This is a genomic window from Pseudomonas sp. 2hn (assembly GCF_019646095.1).
GTDB lineage: Bacteria > Pseudomonadota > Gammaproteobacteria > Pseudomonadales > Pseudomonadaceae > Aquipseudomonas > Aquipseudomonas peradeniyensis.
The window spans coordinates 1,955,881-1,977,662 of sequence record NZ_CP081016.1 but is presented as its reverse complement, the minus strand read 5'-3'; the positions used below and the strand labels follow the sequence as shown (position 1 = coordinate 1,977,662).

General features: G+C 63.6%; 21 protein-coding genes. 7 read left to right on the top strand and 14 right to left on the bottom strand.

Annotated features, from left to right (window positions below; all coding sequences use genetic code 11):
- Positions 1-3 precede the first annotated feature (3 nt).
- Entirely contained in the window at positions 4-876 is an 873-nt protein-coding gene (locus K2O50_RS09030; RefSeq protein ID WP_050704960.1) for a contractile injection system protein, VgrG/Pvc8 family, read from the bottom strand.
- Positions 877-1,061: 185 nt separating this feature from the next.
- A complete protein-coding gene (locus K2O50_RS09025; RefSeq protein WP_023629237.1) occupies positions 1,062-2,165 on the bottom strand; it encodes a polyamine ABC transporter substrate-binding protein in 1,104 nt (367 codons plus the stop codon).
- 138 nt (positions 2,166-2,303) lie between these two features.
- On the opposite strand from K2O50_RS09025, the gene K2O50_RS09020 reads away from it, so the two are divergent.
- A complete protein-coding gene (locus K2O50_RS09020) occupies positions 2,304-3,095 on the top strand; it encodes a response regulator transcription factor (RefSeq protein ID WP_050704959.1) in 792 nt (263 codons plus the stop codon).
- A 23-nt stretch (positions 3,096-3,118) separates the two neighbouring features.
- On the opposite strand, the gene K2O50_RS09015 is transcribed toward K2O50_RS09020, so the two are convergent.
- Together K2O50_RS09015 and K2O50_RS09010 are read right to left on the bottom strand one after the other, a co-directional pair.
- Complete coding sequence (locus K2O50_RS09015; protein WP_050704958.1) at positions 3,119-3,550, bottom strand: MAPEG family protein; 432 nt, start codon at positions 3,548-3,550, stop codon at positions 3,119-3,121.
- On the bottom strand, positions 3,547-3,861 hold the full coding sequence (locus K2O50_RS09010; protein WP_050704957.1) for a hypothetical protein: 315 nt from the start codon (positions 3,859-3,861) through the stop codon (positions 3,547-3,549). The genes K2O50_RS09015 and K2O50_RS09010 overlap by 4 nt, the downstream gene beginning before the upstream one ends.
- A gap of 246 nt (positions 3,862-4,107) precedes the next feature.
- On the opposite strand from K2O50_RS09010, the gene K2O50_RS09005 reads away from it, so the two are divergent.
- On the top strand, positions 4,108-4,932 hold the full coding sequence (locus K2O50_RS09005) for a helix-turn-helix domain-containing protein (protein ID WP_050704956.1): 825 nt from the start codon (positions 4,108-4,110) through the stop codon (positions 4,930-4,932).
- 45 nt (positions 4,933-4,977) lie between these two features.
- Here K2O50_RS09005 and K2O50_RS09000 read toward each other — a convergent pair whose 3' ends face one another.
- The 5 genes from K2O50_RS09000 to K2O50_RS08980 form a co-directional block, all read right to left on the bottom strand.
- The gene (locus tag K2O50_RS09000; protein WP_050704955.1) at positions 4,978-6,330 is read right to left on the bottom strand and encodes an MFS transporter; all 1,353 of its coding nucleotides are present in this window, start codon (positions 6,328-6,330) and stop codon (positions 4,978-4,980) included.
- A gap of 179 nt (positions 6,331-6,509) precedes the next feature.
- Positions 6,510-7,763: an OprD family porin gene (locus K2O50_RS08995; RefSeq protein ID WP_050704954.1), complete on the bottom strand. Its 1,254-nt coding sequence runs from the start codon at positions 7,761-7,763 to the stop codon at positions 6,510-6,512.
- A 63-nt stretch (positions 7,764-7,826) separates the two neighbouring features.
- Complete coding sequence (locus tag K2O50_RS08990) at positions 7,827-9,131, bottom strand: CitMHS family transporter (protein WP_050704953.1); 1,305 nt, start codon at positions 9,129-9,131, stop codon at positions 7,827-7,829.
- A gap of 123 nt (positions 9,132-9,254) precedes the next feature.
- Positions 9,255-10,568, bottom strand: coding sequence for a C4-dicarboxylate transporter DctA (gene dctA, locus K2O50_RS08985; protein ID WP_028690501.1), 1,314 nt, complete (start codon positions 10,566-10,568; stop codon positions 9,255-9,257).
- Positions 10,569-10,644: 76 nt separating this feature from the next.
- Positions 10,645-11,724 carry a 4-oxalomesaconate tautomerase gene (locus K2O50_RS08980; protein WP_052896410.1) on the bottom strand — a complete coding sequence of 360 codons (1,080 nt, stop codon included), beginning with the start codon at positions 11,722-11,724 and terminating at the stop codon, positions 10,645-10,647.
- Positions 11,725-11,870: 146 nt separating this feature from the next.
- Between K2O50_RS08980 and K2O50_RS08975 the strand changes: the two genes are divergently transcribed.
- From K2O50_RS08975 to K2O50_RS08965, 3 genes are all read left to right on the top strand, one after another.
- A complete protein-coding gene (locus tag K2O50_RS08975) occupies positions 11,871-12,764 on the top strand; it encodes a LysR family transcriptional regulator (protein ID WP_028690499.1) in 894 nt (297 codons plus the stop codon).
- Positions 12,765-12,896: 132 nt separating this feature from the next.
- Positions 12,897-14,150 (top strand): MFS transporter, encoded by a 1,254-nt coding sequence (locus K2O50_RS08970; RefSeq protein WP_050704951.1) that lies wholly within the window; start codon positions 12,897-12,899, stop codon positions 14,148-14,150.
- Positions 14,151-14,158: 8 nt separating this feature from the next.
- The gene (locus K2O50_RS08965) at positions 14,159-15,412 is read left to right on the top strand and encodes an arsenic transporter (RefSeq protein ID WP_050704950.1); all 1,254 of its coding nucleotides are present in this window, start codon (positions 14,159-14,161) and stop codon (positions 15,410-15,412) included.
- 9 nt (positions 15,413-15,421) lie between these two features.
- Here K2O50_RS08965 and K2O50_RS08960 read toward each other — a convergent pair whose 3' ends face one another.
- From K2O50_RS08960 to K2O50_RS08950, 3 genes are all read right to left on the bottom strand, one after another.
- Entirely contained in the window at positions 15,422-16,645 is a 1,224-nt protein-coding gene (locus K2O50_RS08960; RefSeq protein ID WP_050704949.1) for an amidohydrolase family protein, read from the bottom strand.
- 164 nt (positions 16,646-16,809) lie between these two features.
- Positions 16,810-17,280, bottom strand: coding sequence for a cyanase (gene cynS / locus K2O50_RS08955; protein ID WP_050704948.1), 471 nt, complete (start codon positions 17,278-17,280; stop codon positions 16,810-16,812).
- Positions 17,281-17,309: 29 nt separating this feature from the next.
- Entirely contained in the window at positions 17,310-17,969 is a 660-nt protein-coding gene (locus K2O50_RS08950) for a carbonic anhydrase (protein ID WP_028690494.1), read from the bottom strand.
- 110 nt (positions 17,970-18,079) lie between these two features.
- Here K2O50_RS08950 and cynR point away from each other — a divergent pair, with 110 nt between their 5' ends.
- Entirely contained in the window at positions 18,080-18,970 is an 891-nt protein-coding gene (gene cynR / locus K2O50_RS08945) for a transcriptional regulator CynR (protein ID WP_050704947.1), read from the top strand.
- Between the two features lie 3 nt (positions 18,971-18,973).
- Here the strand turns inward: cynR and K2O50_RS08940 are convergent, their stop codons facing one another.
- Positions 18,974-19,312, bottom strand: a complete 339-nt coding sequence (locus tag K2O50_RS08940) for a hypothetical protein (protein ID WP_050704946.1) — start codon at positions 19,310-19,312, stop codon at positions 18,974-18,976.
- A gap of 79 nt (positions 19,313-19,391) precedes the next feature.
- Positions 19,392-20,306: a LysR family transcriptional regulator gene (locus K2O50_RS08935; protein WP_050704945.1), complete on the bottom strand. Its 915-nt coding sequence runs from the start codon at positions 20,304-20,306 to the stop codon at positions 19,392-19,394.
- Positions 20,307-20,533: 227 nt separating this feature from the next.
- Between K2O50_RS08935 and lysA the strand changes: the two genes are divergently transcribed.
- Positions 20,534-21,763 (top strand): diaminopimelate decarboxylase, encoded by a 1,230-nt coding sequence (gene lysA / locus K2O50_RS08930; protein WP_050704944.1) that lies wholly within the window; start codon positions 20,534-20,536, stop codon positions 21,761-21,763.
- Positions 21,764-21,782 lie beyond the last annotated feature (19 nt).

Genomic DNA, 21,782 nt, shown 5'->3' with positions numbered 1-21,782 from the left:
AGGCTATCGGCAGCACAGGCACCCACTGACCCGCGGCTGATCAGGATCGTTTCCGAGAAACGTGACCATGACTTCCATTCCCGTTCGTGGGACAGTGCTTTCACAGCACCATTCGGACTCCACCGACAACCAGCAACAGCTCTTGTCGTCGAACCTGTCCTCAGGATCCCAGGGAAACTTGACCTGAATCCGGGCAAGGCGCCGATCACACCGGCTCTCGTCATCCTCCACGGCAATGACCACGGCGGTCTGGTTCTCCACCACCCGTGGTTTGGCATGAACCAGGGGCGGACGATAAAGCACGCCCCACGGCAGCACCGCCTGACCATCGGCAAACACCAACACATGGCCTTCGGCGCTGTGCTGGAAGTGGAAGCGAATACCCTCCTCTTCACACAAGCGCTGGACGAAGTGCAGATCCGTTTCGCCATACTGGGTGCAATAGTCGCGCTCGGGGTAGCTCGCACTCAGCTCGAAGCGATAGGCATCTCCCACGATCCCATGCTCTTCCAATATCAAGGCGACGATCCTGGGCACCGAGAACTGTTGAAAGATCCGCTGGTTGATGCGGTGACGCAGGTAGGACAAATGCGGCACCAGGGTCAACCTGTAACGCGCCGAACACGGGGCCTGCCTCATCGGCGCGATGTGGTAGATCCGCCCATGGATGCCATTGCCGTTCATGTCGAAGCTGAAGAACGCCTCGAGGTCGAGGAAGCGTTCAAGGTCCAGGTCGGGCCATTCGCTGGCCAGTTCCACGTTGAAAAAGAAAGGCCTGTTGGCCACCGCTTCCCCGGTGTAGCCGAGCACCTGGAAATCGTGCTCCACGCCTTCGATCGTCAAGTTCAAGTGTGTCTTCTGGGCTGGGCTGAACATCCGCTGTTCTCCTCCGGCTCAAGATGAAATCAGGTACGCAAGACCCGCCCGCCTCGGCTGGGCAGCCGGATACCGCGAGACGATGGTGTTCGCTGGTGCTTGAAGCAATCGGCCGCAGGCAACCTTGGTCAACGCGCTGTCCGGGACTCCCTTGCACCGGGCAGCGGGCGACACGTCAATTCAGGTCAAACGCCACTCTTCACCTTGGTCCAGACCCGCGTGCGGATCCGCTCCAGTTTCAACGGCAGCGGCTCGAGCGGGATCAACGTGGCAATCGTCTTCTTGTCGGGGTAGATCCACGGGTTGTCCCGCAGCGCCTGTTCGACGAACTGGGTGGCGTCCTTGTTGGCGTTGGGGTACAGGGTGTGGTTCGAGGTCTTGGCGATCACTTCCGGGCGCATCATGTAGTTGATGAACGCCATGCCTGCCTTGGGATGGGGCGCATCCTTGAGCAGCACCAGGTTTTCCGACCACACCAGCGCGCCTTCGCGCGGCAGGCTGTAGTTGATCCTGCGCCCGGTGTTGTTCTTCTCGTTGAGGGCCTGGGCGGCCAGGGCGCCGTTGGCCCAGCCGACCACCGCGCAGATATTGCCGTCGGCCATGTCGGTGTCGATGCGCGACGAGTCGAAATACAGCACGTAGGGGCGGATCTTCATCAGCAGGTCTTGCGCCTTCTGGTAATCCGCCGGATTGCTGCTGTTGCTGGGCAGGCCCAGGTAGTTCAGGGCAATCGAGATGATCTCGCTGGGCGAGTCGAGCATCGCCACGCCACAGGACTTGAGCTTGCTGATGTTCTCTTCCTTGAAGATCAGGTCCCAGCTGTCCACCGGCGCCTGGTCGCCCAACGCGGCCTTGACCTTGTCGACGTCGTAGCCGATGCCGGTGGTGCCCCACAGGTAGGGCACCGCGTAGCGGTTGCCGGGGTCGTTGACCGCCAGCTGGGCGAGGATATCGGGGTCGATATGCGACAGGTTGCCCAGTTGCGCACGGTCCAGCGGTTGCAGCACGCCCGCCGCGATCAGGCTGGGCAGCACGTTGGAGGTCGCCACCACCACGTCATACCCGGTGCGCCCGGCCATGACCTTGCTCTGCATGATGTCGGCGCTGTCGAACGCGTCCATGTGCACGCGGGTGCCGGTTTCCTGCTCGAACGCCTTGGGCGTCTCCGGCGCGAGCAGCCCGAACCAGTTGTACAGGTGCATCCCGGGCTCGGCGGCCAGCACCGAGGTGCTGATCCCTGCGCAGAGCAGCGAGGCCGAAAAAAGGGTTCGCAAACGTGACCTTCTCATGCAACATCCTTATCGAATCGATGTATCTTCACGGCCATCCTAGGCCCAGTGAGCGACTATACCGGGCAGGACCGGATAGTAAATACCTCGGAATACTTACCTCTGACCCGCGAATGCCTAACCCAAAAGGGGTAGATAATGCCGTTCGACCTGCAAAGCCTGGCCTGGCACCGATCGATCGGCAAGCTGATCATGCAGCTGGACCGTCCGGCGTTCTGGAGTTCGCTGGTTCGGGTGTTGAACGAGTACGTGCAGATCGACAACTGGGTGGTGCTGATCTTCGCCAGCCAGCAAGTGGAAGTGGTGAGCCTGCCCGAGGTGGCGGATGCCGAAGAGGTCAACGCGTTCATCCATCGTTATGTGAAGGGGCTCTACCTGCTGGACCCGTTCTACATCGCCAACCGGGAAAACCCGCAGAGCGGTTTCTTCCACCTGCTGGATATCGCGCCGGAGTACTTTCTCGAAACCGAGTACTACCACCAGTATTTCGCACACTACATCTCGGCCGATGAGGCGCAGTACAACGTTCAGCTCGACGCCGACCGCACGCTGTGTATCTCCATTGGCAGCAAGGCGCGCTTCAGCCAGGAACAGATCACCATCCTCGACCTGATCAAGCCCTGGGTGACGGCCTTGATGCACCAGCGCATGGCCTTCGAGGTGGATGTCGAGAAGGACCTTGCAGAGACCCCGCCATGGCAGGAAACATTGACCCAGCTGGGCGCGCAGATCACCACCCGTGAAAGCGATGTGCTCAGGCTGCTGCTGAGCGGCTTCTCCAACAAAGAGATTGCCGGGAAGCTTTCACTCTCGGCGGAAACAGTGAAAGTGCACCGCCGGAACATTTACGCCAAGTTGAACATCAAGTCGCAGTCGGAATTGTTTGCTCGCTTCTTTGTGCCAAAGCCGGATGTTTTCTGTACCAGTTGAAGTCAGGCACTGGCTGCTGGCCTTCAAGGCATCGTTGCCAACGACTCGATAACCAAGGCCGCCAACCCGATCAAACAGACTACCCCCACGCCATAACTCACCGTCCGCCACGGCTGGATGCCCGCCAGGTAAGTCACTGTATGCGACACCCTCGTTACAGTGAATAACCCGCTCAACCATGCCGTGATGACAACGGGCGCCTCCATCACGACCGCCAGGCCGCCCAACGCGAGAAACATCGGGATGTTCTCCAGATCGTTGCGCCAGGCCTGCATTGCCCGCGTTACCTGCGGCAGTTCCGCAGGGCACGCCGAACGCTTGAACACCGCCGCATCCTCGCTGTTGGTGAAGGCCAGAAAGCGCAGGCGGAAGTAACCCTGGTAGCAGGAAATCGCCAGCATCTTGAAGCACAGCACCACTACGCAGCAGGCGTAGACCGCCAGCGCGCTGCTCATGCCCCGCGCCTCTGCGCAAAGCTCTTGACCACGATGTACAGCAGCGGCCCCAACGAGACGAAAATCGCCGTCAGTAACAGATAAGGCAAAACACCGATCAATGAGCCGCCTCGCTTGCGCTGGTCGCTTGCCATCCAGATACAGCCCAGCCCGGCCATCACATACAGGTCGATAACGACTTGAGCTGTATCTGGCCGGGACATCAGGTCCAAGCCAAAGGCGATGAGCGACTGATCCGCAATCATCAGGGTCCAACCGGTGTACAGGGTAAACAACACCAATACGGGCAGTGCGATCCATTCGACTTTCATTGTCCGACTCCTTGGCAGGGACTTGTAGGAGCGGGCTTGCCCCGCGATGCAGGCGCCGCGGAGCCTGGCACCCGCGACGCGGGTGATCGCGGGGCAAGCCCGCTCCCACGCAGCCCCAGTCAAATCAAAGGATTGTGTTTCGTTCCATGACCGCGATCCTGCTTTCACGGTAGTGATAGAGTCGTCCCCGCCTCAATGACCTCACAGGTCATGGACGCTTCAGCCAAGGACAGCCAGAGTCGACGCATGAGCCCTTCTCCCTTTCACCCCACGCAAACACCGGCCATCACCGATGCCGGAGAACACCTGCGTCGCCTGCGCCGCCAGGCCGGCCTCAGCCAGCTCGACCTGGCGCTGTTGGCGGGCTTGTCGCAACGCCACCTGAGCTGCGTGGAAACCGGCCGTGCCAAGGCCAGCCCAAGCACGCTGCACGCCCTGCTCAGCGCACTGGAAGTGCCGCTCGAACACTGCAACGAAGTGTTCCTCGCGGCAGGCTACGCACCGCGCTATGCAGCCTCGGCACCCGACGCCCCAGCCATGAAGATGGTGCACGACGCGCTGGAGCACATCCTGCAGGCCAACAACCCCGCGCCAGCCATCGTCATCGCCAGCAACTGGGACATCACTGCAGCCAATGCCAGTGTCGGGTTGCTGTTCGCGATGGCCGGTGTGCCAACGAACAGCGCCTCGGGCCTCAACCTGCTGGACACACTGCTGCGCCCGGGCGGACTGGGAGATCATCTGCTCAATGCCGATGAGATACGGGCGATCGCCTGGCAGCGGGCGGCCAGGGAGGCGGTGGGCAATCCTGACCTGGCGCGGCGGCTGCAAGGCTTGCCCACCCCGCCCACATTGACAGCAGGCACGCCGCAATCACCTGTGGTGTTGACGCGGGTGCGGACTGCCGAAGGTGAATTGAGGTTTCTGTCCACCTTCACTACCTTCGGCATGCCACAGGACATCACGGTGGCTTCACTGCGCATCGAACACCTGGTGCCGGCCGATGGCACCACGTGGCGAACAATGACGGCAGCCTATGATCAATGGCTGGCTCAGCATCACCCACGATAAAATCGATAATGATCGAGCCGTAACATCTGGCCGAACTACAGGGACTCAGGCCTGTGCAGCCTGCCCCGTCACCGCTGCGCCATCCAGCGCCATGCCCTCGCGCATCCGCTGCGCATCCCGGCTGAAACACCGCGAGGCCGCCAGCAGGAACACCATGGTCAGCAACAGGGCCACAGGGATCAGGTACATCGCGTCATGCAGCCCCTGGGCCTTGAACGCCTCGTTCATCGCCACCTCACCCGCCGACACCATGGCCGCCACGGCAAAGTGATCTGACAGCCCACCGACCACCACCGGCCCCAAGCCGCCACCCAGCAGGTACAGCCCGGCGAAGAACAGGGCCATGGCCGTAGCCCGCAGACGCGGTTGCACCACGTCCTGGATGGCGGTGTACACGCAGGTGTAGAAGTTGTACGAGAACAGCCAGCCGACCCCGAACACCGCCACGAACACCCCCAGTTCGATGCGCCCGGCATGCAGCGCCCAGGCGGTGCAAATGGTAGCGACTAGCATGCTCAGCGCGGCGAACACCAGGCGGCCGTTGGCAAAGCGCTGGTGCACCTTGTCGGCCATCCAGCCGCCAAGGGTCAGGCCCACCAGACCGCTCAGACCGACGATCATCCCGGTGGCCACCGCGGCGTCGTGCAGCTGTAGCGCGAAGTAGCGCTGCAGCATCGGCACCATGAACGAGTTGCAGGCATACGAGGCGAAGTTGAAGGTCAACCCCGCCAGCACCAGCCAGGCGAAGGTGGGCACGCTCAACACCCGGCGCAGGGGGCGGTCCAGCTGTACCTGGGCCGTGGCCACCGTCTCCGCCGCGCCGCGCGCGGGCTCGCGGATCATGAAGATGAACAGCGCCAGCAGCACGCCAGACACGGCGGCGATGAAGAAAGGCGCGCGCCAGCTGTCGAAGGCCTGGACCATCGCACCGATGGTGAAGAACGCCAGCAACAGGCCCAGCGGCAGGCCGAGCATGAAGATGCCCATCGCCCGTGCCCGCCGTCCGGCCGGGAACAGGTCACCGATCAGCGAGTTGGCGGCCGGCGCGTAGCTGGCCTCGCCGATGCCCACGCCCATGCGTACCAGCAAAAAACTCCAGAAACTGCCGACCATGCCGTTGACCGCCGTCAGCCCGCTCCACGCCAGCAGGCCCCAGCCCATGAGCTTGCTGCGTGAACCCGTGTCGGCGATACGCGCCAGCGGCAGGCCGGCGATGGCATAGACCAGGGTGAAGGCGGTGCCGATGATGCCGATCTGGAAGTCGCTCAGGTGCCACTCCAGGCGGATCGGCTCTATGACGATGGCGGGGATGGTGCGGTCGAAGAAGTTGAACAGGTTGGCCAGGAACAGCAGGAACAGGATGCGCCAGGCGTTGGATGCTTGGGTGGCGGTGGGCATAGTCAGGTCCCTCGTTATTGTTGTTCGGGGCTTCCAGCACGCCTTTGCAATCTAGAGGGACATCAGGCCATCGTCTGCCAACATTGATCGCGCTGATAGCAGCCGATGGACCTCGGCAAGCCCGCCATCAATGCCCACAACCGACGCCTGGACGCGCACCGTCCACCCAGGATGGACACTCACCAAAGCGCGATGTCGTAGGTCAGGTACACACGGTTGCTATCGCGACCTCGGGCGAAGTCGGAACGATAGACATAGTTTCGCAACCTCACCCCCAGGCCTTTGAGCGGGCCACCCTGGACCACGTAGGCCAGCTCGGCGTCACGCTCCCATTCCTTGATACCCGCCTCCCCGGCGCGACCGTTGTCGCCGCTGAGGTAACGCGTCATGAAGGTCAGCCCGGGCACCCCTGCGGCGGCGAAGTTGTAGGCATAGCTGGCCATCCAGGTTTTTTCCTGCTCCTCGATGAACTTGCCGATACCGACGTTGCTGAACGAATACACCGTTGCGCCGCTGATATAGGGCAGCCCCGCCTCGCCATCAAGCACCTGGTAGCCGGCACCGACCGTATGCCCGGAATGCGCATACGCCAGTTGCCCGCTGTACAGGTCGTTGTCGATGGCGCCGCCATGGGCGGCACCGCTGTCGCGGCTTCTGAAGTAGCGCAGGTCGGTGGTCAGCACCCCGCCGGCCAGCGACAGGTCATGCACCAGGCCGGCGAAGTCCTGGCGATAGAAGCCGTCGAGCTGGGCGTGGAAGTAGCTCAGGCGCAGCGGCTTGCCCACCGCATAATCGGCACCGACGTAGGAGAAATCACCGGACGCGTTGCCGCTGTAGCCATCCAGGTACAAGCCGGTGCTGTCCGAGGAGTCGCGCAACTTGAACTTGTCCAGGTGACCGGCGGTGAGGCTCAACCCATCGATGTCGGTGCTGGTCAGCTGCGTGCCCTGGTAAGTCTGTGGCAACAACCGCGCGTCGTTGTAGACCAGCACCGGGGTCTTGGGCAGCAAGGTGCCGTGCTTGATCACGGTCTGGCCCAGGCGCGCCTTGGCGGTCAGGCCGGCGCTGCTGAATTCGTCCGCGGCCCGACCGTCGTCGTGCACCGGCAACAGGCCGCTGCCGCTGCGACCGCGTCCGGAGTCCAACCGCACGCCCACCAGGGCCAGGGCATCGAGCCCAACGCCCAAGGTGCCTTGGGTGAACCCGGACTGGTAGTCGAGCAAAAAGCCCTGTGCCCACTCGGTCCGCTCATGCTTGGCGGAGGCCGCCGCGCGTGGGGACAGGCCCTGCTCGTCACGGAAGTTCTCGTTGAAATAGACGTTGCGCAGCTGCAGCTTGAGCTTGCCGTCGTCGACGAATCCGCCAGCGCCGGCAACGGGCAACCAGCCGCAGAGCAGGCCACAGGTGGCCCCACGGGAAACACTTCGGAACATGATCGGTACTCTGTTGTTGTTCTTGGATGAGCGGTGGGTGGGCGCCGCGCGGCGCCCGGTGATTCACACGAAGAAAGACAAGGCACCTGTGAGCAGCGCCAGCGCGGTGATCACCAGCGAGGTAAGCACCGCCCACTTGACGGTGGCTTTCTGGAAGTCGCCGATATCGCGGTCGACCATCCCCACCAGCAACAGGGTCGAGGCTACCAACGGGCTCATCAGGTGCACCGGCTGCCCCAGTACCGAGGCCCGGGCGATTTCCACCGGGTCGATGCCATAGGCCGCGGCCGCGTTGGCCAGAATCGGCACCACCCCGAAGTAGTAGGCGTCATTGGACAGTACGAAGGTCAGCGGCATGCTGGTCAGCGCCACCACCAGCGGGAACCAGTGGCTCCAGGCGTCGGGGATCCAGTCCACCAAGGTCTGGGCGAGGGCGTCGACCATTTTGGTGCCGGAGAAGATGCCGGCGAATATGCCGGCGGCGAACACCAGCAGCACGACGGTCATGGCATTGCCCGAATGGGCGAGAATGCGCTCCTTCTGCAGCTCCAGTTGCGGATAGTTGATCATCAACGCGGCGACGAAACCGATCATGAACAGCAGCGCGGAATGCATCACGCCCATCACCAGCGCGGTCATCACGGCGATCACCAGCATCAGGTTCACATAGGCCAGGCGCGGACGCTTGTGTGGGTTGTCGCCTAGGATCTCCTTGATGTAGCAATTGCCGCCCCCTGACGCCAGGGTGACATTGCCGATGCGCCGACGCTCGGCGCGCCCCAACAGATAGGCGGTGAACACCACCCAGGCCGCGCCGCCGATCACGGTGGGCAGCATCGGGATGAAGTATTCGGTCGCATCCAGGCCAAGGGCGGCGATCGCGCGGGTGGCAGGCCCGCCCCAGGGGCTCATGCCGCTCATGATACTCAGCGATAGCATCGACACCGTGGCCAAAATCATCGGGTTCATGCCGATGCGTTTGTACAGCGGCAGCATCGCCGCGCAGGTGATCATGTAGGTGGTGGTGCCGTCGCCGTCGAGGGCAACCAGCAACGACAGCAGCGCGGTGCCTATGGCGATCTTGATCGGATCGCCGTTCACCCGCTTGAGAATCTTGCGGATCAAAGGATCGAACAGGCCGGCATCGATCATCAGGCCGAAGAACAGGATGGCGAACAGCAGCAACGCCGCCGAGGGTGCCACCATCTTCAGGCCATCGAGCATCATCTTGCCGAGCTCGGGAGCGAAACCGCCGATCACGGCAAAAACGATGGGTACCACTGTGAGCGCGACGATCGGCGACAGGCGTTTGCTCATGATCAGGTAGGTGAACGTCACCACCATGATCAGGCCCAGGAGTGCGAGCATGGTTTTTTCTCTTGTTTTTATTCTGTGTTTGGCCGCCCGACGCGCAGGCGGCCCCCTGCCCCACCCGGCATCGCAGGGATGCTGGGGGGAAGTCTACTGCAACATGGGAGCGATAACCGGTTGTCAGCCGTGCCGGGGAGGCTGCGCGGACCACTCGGGGTGAGCGTCGACGGCTTCGTCGGCCGCCGATGGCGCGCCGTCGAGGCGGCGCAGCAAGGTTTCGCGATCGCAGGCATGCTCCGACAGCGAGATGACCACGGTGGCCACGGCGTTGCTGGCCAGGCTGGTCAGGGCCCGCGCCTCGGACATGAAGCGATCGATACCGATCAACAAGGCAAGCCCGGCCAGCGGTATGTCGTGGATGACCGTGAGGGTCGAGGCCAACGCCACGAAGCCGCTGCCGGTCACGCCGGCGGCCCCCTTGGACGACAGCAGCATGATTGCCAGCATGGTTACCGTCTGCCCGAGGGTCAGGTCGATGTTGCAGGCCTGCGCGATGAACACGGCCGCCAGCGACAGGTAGATGGCGGTGCCATCGAGGTTGAAGGAATACCCGGTTGGCAGCACCAGCCCTACCACGCCTTTGCGACAACCGAGCCGCTCGAGCTTTTCGAGCATGCGCGGCAGCACCGGCTCGGTGGACGAGGTACCCAGCACCACCAGAAATTCTTCGCGGAAATAGCGCAGCAGCTTCCACAGGCTGAAGCCATGGGCGCGACAGATGCCGCCCAGCACAACCAGGACGAAGAAGGCACAAGCGATGTACAGCGTGCCCACCAGCTTGGCCAGGGCGCCGAGGGAGGTGACGCCGTATTGCCCGACGGTGAAGGCCAGCGCACCGAACGCACCGACCGGGGCGAAACGCATCAGGTAACCGAAGATACGGAACACCATGATCGAGACCGACTCCAGCACCGCAAGGACGGGCCGGCCTTTCTCGCCCATGGACGACAGGGCGAAGCCGCTGAGTACGGCGATGAACAGCACCGGCAGCACCTCACCCTTGTTGAAGGCACCGATGAATGTCTCCGGAATGATGTGCATGAAGAAGTCGACCACGCCCAGTTTCGCCGCCGAGGCGGCGTATTGGCCCAGGCCCTCTGTACTCAGGGTGGCAGGATCGATGTTCATGCCGGCGCCGGGCCGGAACAGGTACACCGCCGCCAGGCCGATCACCAGGCTGATCACGGTCAGCAGCAGGAACAACAGCAAGGTCTTGCTCATCAGGCGCCCCAGGGAGCGCTTGTCGGTCATGCCGGCTATGCCGGTGACGATGGTGCAGAACACCACTGGCGCGATCATCATCTTGATCAACTTGATGAAGGCGTCGCCCAGGGGTTTGAGGGCAACGGCCTGTTGCGCCCAGAAGTGGCCGACCACCACGCCCAGCAGGACGGCGCAGAGGATCTGGAAATACAGGGATCTGGCAAGTTTCATGAGGCATCACCCATTGTTGAAATTGTGCGGATGCGCTTGTTGCTGAAGCCACGCTGATGGTGGCGGCGGCCTGGGGCTATCCCGCCAGCCTGCGCGAGGACGGGGCGTAGACGAACCCTGAGAAGAGCCGACGGGCGGTACGCACCACCGATGCCTGCAGGGTCTTGCCATCGACGCCGCTGCGCGACAGCGCCACGTCGATGCCACCACTGGGATGTTCGATGTGCACCTGCTCCAAGTGTTGTGCCCCCTCGCCGAGCAGGTCGCCGACCACCGTACCGGCGCTGACGCAAGCCGTGGCCAACCCGACGGCGCCGGTGATCGCCAGGGCCCGGTGGCAATTGTGCGGCATGAAATAGCGCACCTGCACCGTACCGTCATGCCGAGGTGGCGCGACCAGCACCGGCTTGGGGATCACCATGCCGCTGACATCACCCAGGCCCATGGCCTTGCCAGCCTTCAGGCGCAAGGCTTCCAGGCGCTGCAGCAAGGCATTGTCGGCATCCAGCTCGGCCGGGGTTTCCGAGCCGGTCACGCCCAGTTGCCGGGCGTCGACGATCATCATGGGCATCGCCATGTCGATGCAGGTGACCGGCACGCCGTCGATCACATCCTGAGGTTTGCCGGTAGGGAACAGCTTGCCGGTCTTGCTGCCCACTGCATCGAGGAACGTCAGGTGAACCGGGGCCGCTGTGCCAGGGACGCCGTCGATCGCCGTGCGCCCTTCGTAGCGCACGATGCCACCAGGCGTTTGCACCAGTGAATCGACGAAGGTTCCGGTATTGAGGTTGCGGATGCGCACCAGGGTCTTGCCGTCGTTGGCCTTGACCAGCCCTTGCTCGATGGCGAACGGCCCGACGGCGCACAGCATGTTGCCGCAGTTGGGCGCGGTGTCGACGCGCCGCTGGGCGACCATCACCTGGACGAACAGGTAGTCGACATCGGCATCGGCGTGCAACGACGGGCTGATGATCGCCACTTTGCTGGTCTGCGGGCTGCCGCCACCGATGCCGTCGATTTCCAGCTCGTGCCCGGAGCCCATCAGGTTGATCAGCAACTCGTCGCGCTCGACCACGTTTGCAGGCAGGTCCCAGGCGTGGAAGAACGGCCCTTTGGAGGTACCGCCGCGCATGAGTACGCAAGGAATTCGTTGCATGATTTCGCACTCTTGTTGATCAATGGACATCATTGATGTTGTGAGCAAAAGAGTGACAGGGATGGATAAATCAATCCAATGCAAATATCGTAGTCATTATTGCGATACAAGCATCAATAATCGAACGGCCCACTGAGCGATGCCTGATGGAATATGAACTGCAAGATATAAGATCTTTCGTGAAAATCGCCGAACTTGGCAGCTTTCACGAAGCTGCAGAAGCGCTGCACTTGTCCCAACCCGCCCTGAGCCGACGAATCAAGAAGCTCGAGGAAGGGCTCGGTACTTCGTTACTCGAACGCACTACGCGCCGGGTCAGCCTGACGAGCGTGGGTCGGGATTTCCTGCCCAAGGCCAGGCGCCTGCTGGATGATTTCGAGGATTCGATCCTGAGCATCCGCGAACTGGCCGAGCGCCAGACGGGGCAGGTCACCCTCGCTTGCATTCCCACGGCAGCGTTCTACTTTCTGCCCTCGGTGATCCGCGACTACAACGCGCAGTACCCGAAGATCCGCATCCGCCTGCTGGACCTCAGTGCCAACGATGGGCTGGAAGCCGTACTGCGCGCAGAGGCCGATTTTGGCATCAACATGATGAGTGGCCAGCATCCGGACATCGAGTTCGTCTCGCTGGTACAGGAGCATTTTGTGCTCGCTTGCCGCCGGGACCACCCGTTGGCCAAGCGCGAGTCGGTGACCTGGGCCGAACTGGCCGACTACCGCTTGATCGGAGTCGGTCGCCTGAGCGGCAACCGGATGTTGCTCGATCATGCGCTGGCCGGCCTGAACCTTCGTCCTCAATGGTTCTACGAGGTCCAGCACCTGTCGACCTCGCTGGGCATGGTCGAGGCCGGGCTTGGGGTCTCGGCCATGCCTAGCCTGGCCATGCCCAGCGCCGACCATCCGACGTTGGTCAGCGTGCCGCTGGGCGAGCCGCAGGTCAGCCGCACGCTGGGCTTGGTGTTTCGTCGCGGTGCGTCGCTGTCGCCGGCGGCCGAAAAGTTCGTATCGATCCTGTTGCAGCAATGGCCCAATCGCTGACCCCTGGGCCGATGGCATGCCGGATCCGCGCAAAGTTCATCAGCACCTGCGCCGCGGAGTGCTAACGTATGCGGCTATTGACCGCCCTTGAAATCCAGGGCGCTCTGTTCACTTGTCCCTGCGGAGTTTTCCTTGGCCTCGCCTGCTCATGAACGTTCGCTCGATGGGTTGAATTTTTTCCTGGCCGATGTCCGTGATGGGCTTGGCCCCTACCTGGCGATCTACCTGCTGGCGGTGCACCATTGGGAGCCCGGCAGCATCGGCTTGGTCATGACCTTGGCCAGCGTCACGGCATTGCTGACCCAGACGCCAGCTGGCGCGCTGATCGACAGGACCACGGCCAAGCGCGCCGTGATGGCCATCGCCGCGCTGCTGGTGACCGGCAGTTGCCTGGTGCTGCCCTGGGTCACCAGCGTCGCGCTGGTGACGTTGACCCAAGCCATCAGCGCGCTCGCCGGTTCCGTGTTCGCGCCGGCCATCGCTGCCATTTCACTGGGCCTGACCGGGCCCCGGGCATTCACCCGGCGCATGGGTCGCAACGAAACCTTCAACCATGCCGGCAATGCCTGCTCGGCGGTGCTCGCCGGCGGGCTGGCCTACCTGTTCGGACCGGTGGCGGTGTTCTACCTGATGGCGGCGATGACTGTGGCCAGCCTGATCGCCATCAGCCGAGTGCCGGCGACAGCCATCGACCATGACCTCGCGCGCGGCCTTGACCCGCGGCCGCCGGGCCAGCACGCCCACCCCGCCGGACTTGCCGTACTGTTGCACAATCGCCCCTTGCTGCTGTTCGCCGTGTGCTGCGCGCTGTTCCATCTGGCCAACGCGGCAATGCTTCCGCTGGTGGGCCAGAAGCTGGCTCAGGCCAACCTGCAGTTGGCCACGCCGCTGACCTCGGCGTGCATCGTCGCGGCGCAGCTGGTGATGGTGCCCATGGCGCTGCTGGCCGGCGCCAGGGCCGACCGCTGGGGACGCAAGCCGCTGTTGCTCGCCGGCTTTCTGATCCTGCCGCTGCGTGGCGTGCTTTACGTGATGTCGGACGATCCGTTCTGGCTGGTGGCCGTGCAATTGCTCGATGGCATCGGCGCCGGACTGTTCGGGGCATTGTTCCCGGTAGTGGTCAAGGACCTCACCCAAGGCAGCGGGCGCTTCAATGTCAGCCTTGGCGCATTGTCCACGGCCTTCGGCCTGGGCGCAGCGCTAAGTCCCGGTGTCGCGGGGCTGGTGGTACAGTCCGCAGGCTACGACGCGGCATTCCTGACATTGGCGGGCATCGCGACTGCAGCGTTGCTTCTGCTTTGGCTGGCCATGCCGGAGACCCGCCGACCTGCCAGCGATACCAACGCCGAGCAAGCCCCTCTCCTTCACTCCCCTTCCGGAAACTGAGTCCTCGCATGCCTGTCGCTGAGTCATCCCTGATCATCTGGTCGGTTGCGGCCGCGGCCACCGCCCTGGTCATCCTTCGGCCGGGACGCGTGCCCGAATATGTCTGGGCGATGGGCGCCGCCTTAGGGCTGACGGCCTGCGGCCTGATCCCATGGCGCCTGGCCTTGGCGGCAATCGCCGAAGGAGGCGATGTCTACCTGTTCCTAACCGGCATGATGGTGCTGGCCGAGCTGGCTCGCCAGGAAGGCTTGTTCGACTGGCTGGCCAGGTACGCGGTGCAGCATGCCAGGGGCTCGGGCCAACGCCTGTTCGACCTGGTATTCCTGGTCGGTACACTGGTCACCGTGTTCCTGTCCAATGACGCCACCGCTGTGGTGCTGACACCGGCCGTGTATGCGGCGTGCAAGGCGGCCAAGGCCGAGCCGCTGCCCTACCTGTTCATCTGCGCCTTCATCGCCAATGCCGCCAGCTTCGTGCTGCCCATCTCCAACCCGGCCAACCTGGTAGTCTTCGGCAGCCAGATGCCACCGCTGCTGGAATGGCTGCGCCAGTTCACCCTGCCCTCGCTGGGCGCCATCGCCATGACCTACCTGGTGCTGCGCCTGACCCAGCGCAAGCGCATCCGTCAGCCGCTGGCCGTGGCCATCGAGATGCGCCCCCTGTCGGCCGGCGCCCGGCTTTGCGCGCTGGGCCTGATGTTCACCGGCACCCTGCTGCTGACGGTATCGGCACTGGACGTGCCGCTGGGGCTGCCGACATTTTGCGCAGGCATGGCCACCACCGGGTTGATTCACCTGCGTCAGCGGCGCAACCCGGCGCCGTTGCTGCGTCACGTGGCCTGGGGGGTCCTGCCCTTGGTCGCAGGATTGTTCGTGCTGGTGGAAGCCGTGGCCCACACCGGCGTGATCGACCGTCTTGCCCAATCGTTGGCCGCCCTGGCGCAACAGTCGGCAGGCACGGCAAGCTGGACGGCGGGCGTGACTGCGGCCGTGGCCAGCAACCTGATGAACAATCTGCCCACCGGCCTGATCGCCGGTTCCATCGGCCACCTCGTCGAACTGCCCCGGCAGACCACCGCCGCCTTGCTTATCGGCGTCGACCTGGGACCGAACCTGTCGATCACCGGCTCCCTGGCCACGCTGCTGTGGCTGGTGGCGATCCGCCGCGAGGGCGAGCATGTCGGCGCATTGAGTTTCTTGCGTCTGGGCGTGCTGGTAATGCCCCCGGCACTGCTGGCGGCACTGTTGCTGCTGGCCGTCTGAACCCGGCCTTCAGAACACCACCGAACGCTGCTGCTCCGCTGTCGCCACCACCCTGCCGCGCTTGAGCACCATCAGCCGCGCGGGCAGGTCGAGGATCACGTCGCTGACACGGTGGGTGTCCATCAGCACCAGGTCCGCGTCGTTGCCCACCGCCAAGCCATGGCTCTGCAAACCCAGGGCCTTGGCCGGGTTGCTGGTGAGCATCGGCAGCACCGTGGCCTGGTCGTCCGCCCCGCCCAGGTGACAGGCGGGGATGGCCAGCTGCGCAATATGCAGCAGGTCGCCGGTGCCGTAGGGAGTGAAGGCATTGCGGATGTTGTTGGTGGCCAGGCACACGTTCACTCCGCCATCGCGCAAGGCTCGCACCGGGGTCAGGGTGCGCCGCACATTGTGGCTGTCGCCACGGGCGCCCAGGTGCAGGTCGGTGGCCGGCAAGCACATCACGCTGATGTCGGCTTCGCGCAGCAGCGCGATGATACGCGACTGGCGCGCTGGTTCGACGGCCGCCAGGCTGGTCAGGTGGCCGACGCTGACGCGCCCTTGGTAGCCTGCTGCGAGGGTCCGGCGGGCCACGTATTCGATGGTCATGTGCTCGGCGTCGTCGGCGAAGTCCTGGTGCAGGTCGATGTCCTTGCCATAGCGCTGGGCCAGGTCGAAGACGAAATCAATGTGCTCGTGGGGCGATACGTCGTTGTAGGGAATGCCGCCGACCACATCGGCGCCCTTCTCCATCGCCTCGACCATCATCGCTTTCATGCCGGGCACCTTGAGGATGCCTTCCTGGGGAAAGGCGACCACCTGGATATCGATGACATCGCGTAATGTTTCCCGTAGCTCCAGTACCACATCCAGGCCCGTGAAACCCTGGGCGGGGTCGAACTCGGCGTGGGCACGGACATGGGTGGTGCCGGCCTGCACCAGCGCGCGCAACACCTGCGTCGAGCGCTCGCGGATGTCTTCGCGGGTGAGCGTGGGCTTGAGCTCGGCGGTGACGGCGATCGCTTCCTTCAAGGTGCCGGAGCGGTTGGCCTTGCGCTGCATGACGTTGGCTTTTTCCAGGTGCAGGTGGCCTTCGACGAAGCCCGGGATCAGGACATTGCCGTTGCCTTGGATTTCCTGGGTTGCCGTTGCGGTGATCGTTTGGGCGATTTCAGTGATCTTGCCGTTGCGCACGGCCACATCCATCAAGGGTTTTGCATCATCGATGCGGATATTTCTGAAGATCAGGTCCATGCCGTCGTTTCTCGTAACTCAGTCATTACGGTCGACACCCTGTGGTGGATGGCACCGGCCTTGCCGGTGTTCGCGGGGCAAGCCCGCTCCTACAGGGGGCCAATATCGTCTGTGGAAATGGCCCGGCCACCCTGTGGCAGCCGGGCCATTTCCCTATGAGCGAATCAGAACGGCTTGGTCGGCAGATACTTGCCATCCAGGGTGATCACAGCGCGCGAACCCCCTTCCGGATCGTCGACCTTCTTCACGTCCAGCTTGAAGTTGATGGCGCTGATGATGCCGTCGCCGAACTTCTCGTGGACCAGTGCCTTGAGGGTGGTGCCATACACTTGCAGCATCTCGTAGAAGCGGTAGATGGTCGGGTCGGTCGGCACGCCGCCGGGGATGCTGCCGCGCAGTGGCACGGTCTGCAGCAGGGCGATGCCGTCGGCGTCCAGGCCCAGTTTGTCGCCCACCACCTGGGCGGCGCTGGCCGGCAGCGGGTGCTGGCCCAGCAGCGCGGCGGTGACGAAGGCTTCGGACAGGCCGGTGCCGTCGGTGATCTGGGCGAACGACAGGTCCTTGCGGGCCTTGGCCAGGAGGATGACTTCGCTCAGGGCAAGGCGGGCATTCTGGCTGATTTGCGACTGGATCATGAGGTGTCTCCTTGGGTTGAAAAACGGGTTCAGGCAACGTGCCGGGAAGCGTGGGAAACCGCGCGGACTTCTGGGTTGTCCGCCAGGGATACGAACTGGCCGGTGCGCCCGTCGAAGGCGTCGATGCGACCGCTCTCGATGTCGTAGATCCAGCCGTGCAGGGCCACGCGGCCCTCTTCCAGGGCCAGGCGCACCGAGGGGTGGGTCTGGATGTTGGCCAACTGGGCGATCACGTTCTCGCGCACCATGGCCTCGACCTTGGCGTGGGGGTTTTGATGCTGGCGGGCTTCATTCACCACCCGGGCCGAGTCGGCGTAGCGCAGCCAGCCGGCCACGGCGGGCATATGGTCCAGGCACTTGCAGGTGGCGATGGCGGTCATGGCGCCACAGTCGGAATGGCCACAGATGACGATATCGGCCACTTGCAGGGCGGCGACGGCGTATTCGACCGAGGCCGACACCCCGCCGGGTTCAGGGCCGTAGGACGGCACGATGTTGCCGGCGTTGCGGATGACGAACAGGTCACCGGGTTCACGCTGGGTGACCAGCTCGGGCACCAGGCGGCTGTCGGAGCAGGAGATGAACAGCGCCCGTGGGCTTTGCTGGGTTGCCAGGTCCTTGAACAGCTTGACCCGCTCGGGGAAGGCGTCGCGCTGGAACTTCAGGAAGCCGTCGATGATGTCTTGCATGGCTGATGCCTCAGTGTCGCGGTGTGTGAGGCAAAGGTTAGGCTTCGCGTTACATAAGGTAAAAGTCTCATTTATGATGCACAGCATCAGATTATCTTATGGAGCGTAAAATGCTCGCCCGGCACATCCAGTACTTTCTCGCGGTCGCACAACACCACAGCTTCACTCGGGCGGCGGCAGCCCTGCACGTCTCCCAGCCCGCGCTTTCGCAGCAGGTCAGGCAACTGGAGGAAAGCCTGGGGGCGCAGTTGTTCGATCGCTCGGGGCGCACGACACGGCTGACCGATGCTGGCGAGGTGTATCTGCGCTATGCGAAACGGGCGTCGCAGGAACTGCAGGAGGCCAGGCGCGCGATCCATGACGTGGGCGACCTCAGCCGAGGCTCATTGCGGGTGGCGGTGACGCCCACCTTTACCAGCTACCTGATCGGCCCCCTGGTCGAGGCCTTTCATGGCCGGTACCCCAACATCACCCTGAACCTGAGCGAAATCGCTCAGGAGCGTATGGAACAGATGCTGCAGTTGGATGAACTGGATGTCGGTATCGCCTTCGATGAACGCCATGCCCAGGACATCGACACCTACCCCTTACTGGTCGAGACCCTGGCGCTGGTGGTCGGCAGCCAACACCCGCTGGCCCAGGCAAGTGCCATCGGACCACAGGCGCTGAATGACGAATCGATGATCCTGCTCAGTGCCGAGTTTGCCACCCGTGAGCAGATCGAGCGCTACTGCAGGCGGCATGGTATCCGCCCGCAGGTAATGATGGAGGCCAACGCCATCGGCGCGGTCATCGAAGTGGTGCGCAGGACAACGCTGTCGACACTGCTCCCGGCCAACATCGTCCTGGCGCATGACGACCTGGCCGCCATCGCCCTGGACCCCTTGCGCCTGCAACGCACGGCCGTGCTCATGCAGCGCAGGGGTGTCTACCAGACGGCGGCGGCGCGGGCCTTCCTGGCGCTGGCCAAGGAGGTGGCCGCGCAACTGGAGCACGGCTGAGGCTCAGCTCAACTGTGCAATCAGCACCGCGTTGGTGTAGATCAGGCTGCCATCGCTGGCCCGATGCCCGACCAAGTGAAACTGGCCACGTTCGTCGTTGCTCAGGTAGACGCGCAGGCGGCAGTCGGACAGCGGACCGTAGCCTTCGGGCAAGACCAGGTTCAACGTGTCCATGTCGACATCAACCATCGCTTCGGGCTCGTGGCTCTGTTGTAGACGCTCCTCGGCCTGCTCCAGCGCCGTGTGGGTCGGGCCCTGGATGTCGAAGTGGATGTCACCCACCGGGGAAGATCGGCGGTCGCCGTCACTTTTGCACCAGCCTTCGATTGTCAGGGTACTCATGGCGAGTCCTCGTTTGGACACTGTCGAAAGGGTTGACTGCGCCGCGTTCCGAATCGTTCCAACAGGTGACACGGCGTGCTCAAGCGCCCTTTGCCAATGCCCGCTCCATCTCCCCGGCCTGCAGCCGAAGCGCTTGACAGAATGGCTCCAGCACCGCCGACGCCGGGCGCAGCTCTGGTCGGATCAGCATTACCTGATACGGTACCGAGAGACTCAAACGGCGCATGGGCAGCCCACCCTGCCCTGCCTCCAACCCGCTCAGCGGGTTGATGATCGCCACGCCCAGCCCTTGCCGGACCATGGCGCATACCGAGGCGGCGCTGGTGGTTTCGATCACCGTGCGCCTGTTTACTCCAGCCTCGCGGAAGTGACGGTCCAGCTGTTGCCGATAGCTGTCCAGGCTGGCCAGGTTGATGAAGTCGACCTCATGGAAGTCGTGCAACTCAAGCATCGGCTTGGCGAGCAACGGATGATGCTCGGGCAACACGCAGACCATGTCGGCGCTGAATAGCAGTTCCCCGACCGCCCCCCTGGGCACCTGCCCGGTTTCGGTCAAGCCGAGGTCGTGCTGCTGGGCCACCAGCGACTCCTCCAGCAGCGGCGACTCCTGGGCGGTGATACTCACGCTGACGCCCGGATGCTGCTGGTGGAACGCCTTGCAGGCCTTGGGCAGCAGGGTTTGCGAGAACAGCGGCAGGCAGGTGATGGCCAGCCGGCCCTGCTCGAAATTACGGATGGCCTGGGCGAAGCGGTCGATGCGTTCGAGGCCGACGAAGGCGCGCTCGACTTCCTCAATTAACAACAAGGCCTGGGCCGTGGGCACCAGGCGCCCACCTTCGCGTTCGAACAGGTTCAGGCCGGTAACCTGTTCCATGCGCGCCAGCTCGCGGCTGACGGTGGGCTGAGAGGTGAACAGCAGCCGGGCGGCACCGGTGACGCTGCCGGCGGCCATGATGGCGCGGAACACTTCGATGTGGCGGATGGTGAGTTTCATGGGGGCATGCAACACCTGAACGTTTGGCAGGGACCTGTAGGAGCGGGCTTGTCCCGCGAACACCGGCAACGCGGTGGATGGCACCGGCTTTGCCGGTGTTCGCGGGACAAGCCCGCTCCTACAGCCGCGAAGGTATATCAGATACGGATGACCTTCTGAAAATTAGCTATTTTTATGAATCATCCAACTCACTCAAGATCGGTGTATCCATTACAAGGAACACCACCATGACCACCACCCTCCTGGCCCAGGCCGTTCGCCAGTACGGCTCCCCACTGTGGGCCTACGACGCCCAGACCATCCACCAGCGCATCGACCAGCTGCAGCAGCACTTCGACACGGTCCGCTTCGCGCAGAAGGCCAACCCCAACCTGCACGTCCTGCGCCTGATGCGCGAACGTGGCCTGGTTCTGGATGCTGTGTCGCTGGGTGAGATAGAGCGGGCCTTCGCGGCTGGGGCAACGGTGGACGGCGAGCCGGCCGGCGTGGTGCTGACCTGCGACGTGCTGGACCAGCCGACCCTGGCCCGAGTGGTAGAGACGAAGATCGAAGTGAACGCCGGTTCCATCGACATGCTCCGTCAGCTGGGCGAGCACTCCCGTGGACACCGGGTCTGGTTGCGCATCAACCCCGGTTTCGGCCACGGCCACAGCCGCAAGACCAACACCGGTGGCGAGAACAGCAAGCACGGCATCTGGCACGAACAACTGCCCGAGGCGCTGGCCTGCGTGAAGCAGCACGGATTGCACCTGGTGGGCGTGCACATGCACATCGGCTCGGGGGTGGACTACGCGCACCTGGAACAGGTGGCCGGCGCCATGGTCGGGCTGATCGGCAAGCTGGGCATGGATATCGAGGCCTTCTCCATCGGTGGCGGGCTGTCCACGCCGTACCGCAGTGACGACCAGCCGGTGGACCTGCAACGCTACGCCCGCACCTGGGCGGTGGCACGGGCGGAGATCGAAGCCATGCTCGGCCACCCCGTGCGCATGGAGATCGAACCGGGCCGCTTCCTGGTGGCGGAGTCGGGTTGCCTGGTGACCGAGGTGCGCGCCGTCAAGCAGATGGGCAACCGGCACTACATCCTGGTCGATGCCGGCTTCAACGACCTGATGCGCCCGGCGATGTACGGTGCCTACCACCGCATGAGCCTGTTCGATGCGGTAGGCCGGCCAGTGAGCCGCCCGCTGCAGCCGACCGTGGTGGCCGGGCCGCTGTGCGAGTCGGGTGATGTGTTCACCCAGAACGACGAGGAACTGACCCCGCAGCAACTGCCCCAGGCCAAGGTGGGCGATCTGCTGGTGATTCACGATGCGGGGGCTTACGGGGCTTCGATGTCGTCGAACTACAACAGCCGTCCCCTGCTGCCTGAGTTTCTGATTGAACAGGGCAACCTGCGCATGATCCGTCGGCGCCAGACCGTGCAGGAGCTTCTGGCCCTGGAACTGGGTGTTTAACGCCCAGCTCTACCTGTGG

What these genes read in the sequence shown, in the direction of transcription:
- K2O50_RS09000 (WP_050704955.1), bottom strand. Translation starts at nt 6,330, where the DNA reads ATGCCCACCGCCACCCAAGCATCCAACGCCTGGCGCATCCTGTTCCTG.
- K2O50_RS09005 (WP_050704956.1), top strand. Translation starts at nt 4,108, where the DNA reads ATGAGCCCTTCTCCCTTTCACCCCACGCAAACACCGGCCATCACCGAT.
- K2O50_RS08935 (WP_050704945.1), bottom strand. Translation starts at nt 20,306, where the DNA reads ATGAAACTCACCATCCGCCACATCGAAGTGTTCCGCGCCATCATGGCC.
- cynR (WP_050704947.1), top strand. Translation starts at nt 18,080, where the DNA reads ATGCTCGCCCGGCACATCCAGTACTTTCTCGCGGTCGCACAACACCAC.
- lysA (WP_050704944.1), top strand. Translation starts at nt 20,534, where the DNA reads ATGACCACCACCCTCCTGGCCCAGGCCGTTCGCCAGTACGGCTCCCCA.
- K2O50_RS08980 (WP_052896410.1), bottom strand. Translation starts at nt 11,724, where the DNA reads ATGCAACGAATTCCTTGCGTACTCATGCGCGGCGGTACCTCCAAAGGG.
- K2O50_RS08990 (WP_050704953.1), bottom strand. Translation starts at nt 9,131, where the DNA reads ATGCTCGCACTCCTGGGCCTGATCATGGTGGTGACGTTCACCTACCTG.
- K2O50_RS08950 (WP_028690494.1), bottom strand. Translation starts at nt 17,969, where the DNA reads ATGCAAGACATCATCGACGGCTTCCTGAAGTTCCAGCGCGACGCCTTC.
- K2O50_RS09020 (WP_050704959.1), top strand. Translation starts at nt 2,304, where the DNA reads ATGCCGTTCGACCTGCAAAGCCTGGCCTGGCACCGATCGATCGGCAAG.
- K2O50_RS08965 (WP_050704950.1), top strand. Translation starts at nt 14,159, where the DNA reads ATGCCTGTCGCTGAGTCATCCCTGATCATCTGGTCGGTTGCGGCCGCG.
- K2O50_RS09030 (WP_050704960.1), bottom strand. Translation starts at nt 876, where the DNA reads ATGTTCAGCCCAGCCCAGAAGACACACTTGAACTTGACGATCGAAGGC.
- K2O50_RS09025 (WP_023629237.1), bottom strand. Translation starts at nt 2,165, where the DNA reads ATGAGAAGGTCACGTTTGCGAACCCTTTTTTCGGCCTCGCTGCTCTGC.
- dctA (WP_028690501.1), bottom strand. Translation starts at nt 10,568, where the DNA reads ATGAAACTTGCCAGATCCCTGTATTTCCAGATCCTCTGCGCCGTCCTG.
- K2O50_RS09015 (WP_050704958.1), bottom strand. Translation starts at nt 3,550, where the DNA reads ATGAGCAGCGCGCTGGCGGTCTACGCCTGCTGCGTAGTGGTGCTGTGC.
- K2O50_RS08995 (WP_050704954.1), bottom strand. Translation starts at nt 7,763, where the DNA reads ATGTTCCGAAGTGTTTCCCGTGGGGCCACCTGTGGCCTGCTCTGCGGC.
- K2O50_RS09010 (WP_050704957.1), bottom strand. Translation starts at nt 3,861, where the DNA reads ATGAAAGTCGAATGGATCGCACTGCCCGTATTGGTGTTGTTTACCCTG.
- cynS (WP_050704948.1), bottom strand. Translation starts at nt 17,280, where the DNA reads ATGATCCAGTCGCAAATCAGCCAGAATGCCCGCCTTGCCCTGAGCGAA.
- K2O50_RS08940 (WP_050704946.1), bottom strand. Translation starts at nt 19,312, where the DNA reads ATGAGTACCCTGACAATCGAAGGCTGGTGCAAAAGTGACGGCGACCGC.
- K2O50_RS08960 (WP_050704949.1), bottom strand. Translation starts at nt 16,645, where the DNA reads ATGGACCTGATCTTCAGAAATATCCGCATCGATGATGCAAAACCCTTG.
- K2O50_RS08975 (WP_028690499.1), top strand. Translation starts at nt 11,871, where the DNA reads ATGGAATATGAACTGCAAGATATAAGATCTTTCGTGAAAATCGCCGAA.